At 35.1% G+C, this 6,335-nt stretch carries 5 protein-coding genes and 1 pseudogene; 5 read left to right on the forward strand and 1 reads right to left on the reverse strand.

Going from position 1 to position 6,335, the window contains the following annotated elements; genetic code table 11:
- Positions 1-4: 4 nt before the first annotated feature.
- Complete coding sequence (gene recQ / locus CW752_RS02640) at positions 5-2,209, reverse strand: DNA helicase RecQ (RefSeq protein ID WP_101238245.1); 2,205 nt, start codon at positions 2,207-2,209, stop codon at positions 5-7.
- A 158-nt stretch (positions 2,210-2,367) separates the two neighbouring features.
- Between recQ and CW752_RS02645 the strand changes: the two genes are divergently transcribed.
- The 5 genes and pseudogenes from CW752_RS02645 to CW752_RS02665 form a co-directional block, all read left to right on the forward strand.
- Entirely contained in the window at positions 2,368-3,327 is a 960-nt protein-coding gene (locus tag CW752_RS02645; RefSeq protein WP_101238246.1) for an SIS domain-containing protein, read from the forward strand.
- Between the two features lie 10 nt (positions 3,328-3,337).
- Positions 3,338-3,901, forward strand: a complete 564-nt coding sequence (locus CW752_RS02650) for a Crp/Fnr family transcriptional regulator (protein ID WP_101238247.1) — start codon at positions 3,338-3,340, stop codon at positions 3,899-3,901.
- Between the two features lie 96 nt (positions 3,902-3,997).
- A complete protein-coding gene (locus tag CW752_RS02655) occupies positions 3,998-4,684 on the forward strand; it encodes a type 1 glutamine amidotransferase domain-containing protein (RefSeq protein ID WP_101238248.1) in 687 nt (228 codons plus the stop codon).
- Between the two features lie 194 nt (positions 4,685-4,878).
- Positions 4,879-5,706, forward strand: a complete 828-nt coding sequence (gene tatC / locus CW752_RS02660; protein ID WP_101238249.1) for a twin-arginine translocase subunit TatC — start codon at positions 4,879-4,881, stop codon at positions 5,704-5,706.
- Positions 5,707-5,977: 271 nt separating this feature from the next.
- Positions 5,978-6,335, forward strand: a pseudogene (locus tag CW752_RS02665) (propanediol utilization protein); the annotation flags it as partial.

A 6,335-nucleotide genomic window follows, 5' to 3' on the forward strand; every position in this document is an offset into this window, starting at 1 on the left:
TTCCTTAGTTAGCTACATCGCTGATAAATTTAATTCTCAGCATTCTTACCTCTTCATCAGAAAGTTCATCACCGAATTCGTCGAGTAATACTTTCATACTATCGCTTTCAGATTCGTTCATAAATTCCATGAAACCGTCTACAATATCTTCATCAAAATTATCTTCAATGTAATAGTCTATATTTAATTTTGTCCCTTGATAAACGATTCTTTCCATTTCCTTTAAAAGCTCATCCATTGAGAGATTTTTAGCTCTGGCAATATCTTCAAGATCAATTTTCTTATCTGTACTCTGAATAATGAAAACTTTATGGCTGGATTTGTTAGCCACTTGTTTCAACACCATATCCTGAGTACGTTCTATGTTATTGTCTTCAACATATGTCTTAATATAGTCCGCGAATTCTTTACCATACTTTTTAGCTTTTCCTTCTCCTACTCCATAAATTTTGGTAATTTCATCTACCGTAATAGGGTACTGAACCGTCATATCTTCCAAACTTGGATCCATAAATACCGTATAAGGTGGAATTCCATGTTTTTTCGCGACTTTTTTTCTTAATTCTTTTAAAAGATTAAATAAATTCTGATCCAAACCTCCGCCGGCCTGCTGTTGTACCTGATCGCTTTCAGCTTTAGCCTGAGTAAGATCGAATTCTCTATCTTCCGCAATTAAAAATACATCTTTAGACTTACCATTAAGTACATTTTTACCTTTTTCTGCAATTTTTAAAACGCCATACGTTTCAATGTCTTTTTGTAAAAAATTCTGAACAGTAGCCTGTCTCAAAATCGTTTTCCAATAATTGTCTTTTTCTTCTTTTCCAAAACCAAAATGCGGGTTCTGTTCCAGTTTATAAGATTTCGTTACAGCCGTTTCTTTTCCTACGATTACGGAAATCAGATCTTTTGCCTTGAATTTCTCTCCTGTATCATTAATGAGATCCAGAGCTTTTTTCAAATCGGAAGTTGCATCTTTTAATTTTGGTGGATTGGATGAATTATCACACATTTTTGCTCCATCTCCTTTCACTGGATCAAAGCTTTCCCCAAAATAATAAAGAATGTATTGCCTTCTGCTCATTGAGGTTTCAGCATATCCTACCACTTCATTAAGAAGTTGCAATCCGATTTCTCTTTCGGAAACAGGTTTCTGGGCCAGAAATTTTTCTAGTTTTTCAATATCTTTCGGATCATAAAATGCCAGACAGTGTCCTTCACCTCCATCTCTTCCTGCTCTTCCGGTTTCCTGATAATAGCTTTCCAATGATTTTGGGAAATCATAATGAATAACGAAGCGTACATCCGGCTTATCAATTCCCATTCCGAAAGCGATGGTTGCTACAATTACATCCACTTCTTCCATCAGGAATTTATCCTGATTCGCCACCCTTACTTTTTGATCTAGCCCTGCATGATAAGGAAGTGCATTGATTCCGTTCACTTGTAAAAGCTGAGCAAATTCTTCAACTTTTCTTCGGCTCAGGCAATATACAATTCCGGATTTTCCTTTATGTTGATTAATAAATCTAACGATTTCCTTATCTATATTAATTTTTGGACGTACCTCATAATATAGATTAGGACGGTTGAAACTTTCTTTAAAAACTAAAGCATTAACCATTCCTAAAGTCTTCTGGATATCATCCTGAACTTTAGGAGTTGCCGTAGCCGTCAAAGCAATCACCGGTACATTGGCGATTTTGTCTATGATCTGTTTCAAGTTTCGGTATTCCGGTCTGAAGTCGTGCCCCCATTCTGAAATACAGTGTGCTTCGTCAATAGCAAAGAAAGAGATTTTAACTTCTTTCAAAAAGTCCAGATAATCATCTTTTATTAATGATTCCGGAGCTACATACAGGAGTTTGGTCTTTCCACTTTTGATATCGTCAAAAACCTGTTTTGTCTGTGTCTTGTTTAATGATGAATTTAATACGTGCGCTACCCCATCATCGGATGAAAGGCCATTCACTGCATCTACCTGATTCTTCATTAACGCTATTAAGGGCGAAACGACTATCGCCGTACCTTCTGAAATAAGTGCCGGGAGCTGATAACATAATGATTTACCACCACCTGTAGGCATCAGAACAAATATGTCTTTCCCATTCAAGAGATTGTCTATGATTTGTTCCTGCTGTCCCTTAAATGTAGAAAACCCAAAATACTTTTTCAATTCGCCTGATAAATTGGCTTTTTTTGCGCTCATCTAATTTTCTATTGCTAAATTTGCATCTAACCCAAAGTTATAAAAATTCTGCTTAAAATAAAAGCGAACGAATTTATAAAAAATAAAATTTATATTAAATATTCTTTTTAAAATATAACGTTTTTAAATAAGATTTTTGTATACCTTATCAAAGTAAAATGGATAGAATCAGCATTATATCAATCGCTAAAAGTACTTTAGAAATCGAAATTTCCGAACTTGAAAAATTAAAAAACAGAATTGATGATCAATTTGCCAAGGCTGTAGAACTCATTCATTCGGCAAAAGGTAAACTTATTATCGTAGGAATCGGAAAATCTGCCCACGTAGGAAATAAGATTGTAGCCACTTTAAACTCTACAGGTACCCCTTCACAATTTCTTCATGCTTCAGAAGCTATTCACGGAGATTTGGGAGTTATTCAGAAACAGGATGTGGTTTTATGCATCTCAAATTCCGGAAATTCTCCTGAAATAGCCAATCTTGTTCCTTATTTAAAAGATTATTCTTCAGCTTTAATCGGAATGACGGGAAATAAGAGCAGTAAACTTGCAGAGTTTTCCGAAGTAATTCTTGATACCCATGTTGATATTGAAGCATGTCCGAATAAATTGGCTCCTACAAGTTCTACTACCATTCAAATGGCATTAGGAGATGCTTTGGCAGTAGCTCTTATGGAACTGAATGATTTTAAAGCCAATGATTTTGCTAAATTTCACCCGGGTGGCAGCTTAGGAAAAAACCTTACCTCAAAAGTTGAACAATTCCTTTCTTCCCAAAAACCTCAGGTTACCGAAGAAGCTTCAATAAGAGACGTTATCATTTCCATCAGTGCATCAAGCCATGGAATTACGGTAGTGACCAATGGAGACAACATTATCGGGGTAATTACAGACGGAGATTTGAGAAGAATGTTGATGAAAGGTGAAGATATCGGTAAAGTTTTGGCTAAAGATATTATGTCTGCACATCCAAGAACTATTGAAAAAGAAGCACTGGCTAAAGAAGCGATGAAAATTTTAAAAGAAAACAACATCGGTCAACTTGTTGTTACTGAAAACGGAAAATATTTTGGAATCATAGATCTGCATAAGCTGCTTGATGAAGGAATAAACTAATTCTATTATCATGAGCCATTTTCTGAAAACACATATCCGGGAACTTATCCAGCTTACTGATGATGAGTTTGAAATTGTACAGAGCCTTTTTACAAAAAAGAAATTCCGGAAAAGGCAATTCCTGGTGCAGGAACATCAACCTGTGACTGAAATTTATCTGATTGAAAAAGGTATTCTTAAAAGCAGTACCATCGACAGTACCGGGAAAGAACACATTCTTCAGTTCGCAGCTCCCCATTGGTGGATTTCAGATTTTGCAGCTTTTTTTAAACAAGAATTCTCTTCTGTAGCTGTTGATTGCATTGAAGACTCGGAAGTATATGCTATTTCTTATGAGAATTTAAATATTCTTTGTTCGAAGCTTCCTGTTATGGAGCGTTTTTTCAGAATAAAATCTAATTTCGGATATGTAGCATTGCAACAAAGAATTCTTTCTTTAATGAGCAAAACAGCCAAAGAACGGTATGAAGATTTTTTAAAACAATATCCAGGCTTTATTGAACATTTGCCCAAGCAGCTTATCGCAAGCTATCTGGGAGTTTCCAGAGAGACATTAAGCCGATTATACTCTTAAGATGTGACCTGTGTCACATCTTTTTTTTGATTTAGATCCTTATATCTGCTTCTATAAAATTCCAATCTTTGTATTATAATTTTTAATACAAAAAAAATGAAAAAGAAAGCATTAATTGTAGTGACAAGTGTAGAAAAATATCCTGATATGGACCGAGCAACCGGATTATGGCTAAGTGAAGCCGCTCATTTTTATGAAAAATTGCACGAAAAAGGATATGAAATCGATTTTGTAAGTCCAAAAGGAGGTTATACACCTCTTGACCCGGTTTCTTTACAAATGTTTGTACAACCTGTAGACTGGAAGTATTATGCTGATGAAATCTTCAGGGATAAATTGGGAAATACGTTAAAACCTGAAGACATCAACCCGGAGGATTATGGTGTTGTTTATTATTCCGGAGGACATGGTGTGGTATGGGATTTTCCCGATAATGAGCCGTTACAGCAAATCGCCCGTGAAATTTATGAAAACGGAGGCATTGTTTCTTCTGTATGTCACGGAGCCGTAGGGCTTTTCAATATTAAACTTTCTGATGGAGAACTGCTAATAAAGGGAAAAACACTCACCGGCTTTTCAAATTCAGAAGAAATTGCAGCTGAACTTGCTGATCACATGCCTTATCTTACAGAAGATGTTCTGAAAAGCAAAGGCGCTCATTACGTAAAAGCAGATCAGGATTTTGTTCCTTTTGCTGTAGCCGACGGAAGATTGATCACAGGTCAGAATCCTCAATCCGGTGGTGCCGTAGCGGAAAAAGTATTGGAAGTCCTTGAAAAATAGACCTACAAGCTATCATTATAAAAATGTATACAGCCTAAACTATTGGCTGTATATTTTTTAAAACAATATGGAACCATCACAACTCAAATCTTGAAAAAATCATGACCAATAAATTCTAAATACTGATTATTATTTCATAATTTCGCAGACTGAAACTGCTTACCAATTATAGGTTGGCACTTTGGATAGATTTTATGGACAATAATAAAGACATGTCCTTTCTGGGGCATATTGGAGAATTAAGAGGACACCTGATCCGTTCAATTATCGCTATCATCATTGCAGCTTTTGCAGTTGGTTTCAATATCAACTGGATTATGGACCATATCTTTTTCGGGCCGACGAGAAATGATTTTCCTACATTTAGAGTTGTTAATCACTTTTCAAGAATGCTTCTGGGAGAAGATAGCATTCACCTTCCTAAAGACTTCCCTGTACGTGTGCAAAGATTGTATCAACAATTTAACGTTATGATGGCCGTTTCTATTTTTGGAGGAATGGTAGCAGCATTTCCTTATATTGTTTGGGAATTGTGGCGTTTCATCAGCCCGGCATTACACCCGAAAGAAAGAAAAAATTCCATTTATATCATCAATGCGGTATGGATTCTTTTTATGACAGGAATTTTATGTGGCTATTTTTTAATCCTTCCTTTTGCTGTCAACTTTGGGGTGATCTTTAAAATTTCGGATATCATTGTTCCGCTTTATGATCTAAGCGATTATACAACTTTATTTTTACAGGTCATTTTAGGGATGGGAGTTATTTTCTTATTTCCTATTCTGATCTATTTCCTGACAAGCATTGGAATTCTGACTCCGACATTCATGAAAACTTACCGTCGTCATGCTATTGTTTTAATTATGGTAGTTGCGGCAATCATTACCCCTGCAGATGTATTGAGTATGCTCATGGCTGCTTTCCCGTTACTTATATTATATGAATTCAGTATTATGATGTGTACGTTTACCTATAAAAGAGTACAAAAAAGCAATGGAAACCTTCCGGCTGTACAAGAATAATCTTACTAAATAATAAAATTAAAAGGCGTCTTTCCATTGATGAAAAGACGCCTTTTTTTAATTGTTCTTCCAGTAAAAAATTCATATTAATTTTTTACTTAAAATATACTTTTAAACATAAAAAAATAATACAACAATGAAGTAACAAAGATTATTTTAAATAAATTTTATTAAAAATAAAAATACAAAGCATTCATTATCAATAAAATACAAAATAAATTAAAAAAATACACTACATTTACAATAAAGTAACACATTTAAAAAAAACATTATGAAAAAGAAAATTATTTTCGCTTGCACGTTAGCTTTAAGCCTAACGGGCTTAGAAGCACAAAGGTGGCAGCCGGTGACAGAGAAAGTTATTCCTGTAAGAAAAGAAGTTAATATTATCCACGCTTTTAAAGTAGATCTTAATTCTTTAAGGGATATGTTGAAAAATGCTCCTGAAGCGGGACAAGGCGCTTCTCCTATAACAATTTCCCTTCCAACAACTGACGGAAAAATTGAAAGGTTTTCAGTCTATAGCTCTCCTGTAGTTGAAAAATCGATGGCCGACCGATACCAATTGGGAGCCTATTCAGGTGTTGGATTAGACAATCCTAATAAACAAATCAGGTTCAGTACAGCTC

The organism is Chryseobacterium sp. PMSZPI (genome assembly GCF_002835665.1).
Taxonomy (GTDB): Bacteria; Bacteroidota; Bacteroidia; order Flavobacteriales; family Weeksellaceae; genus Chryseobacterium.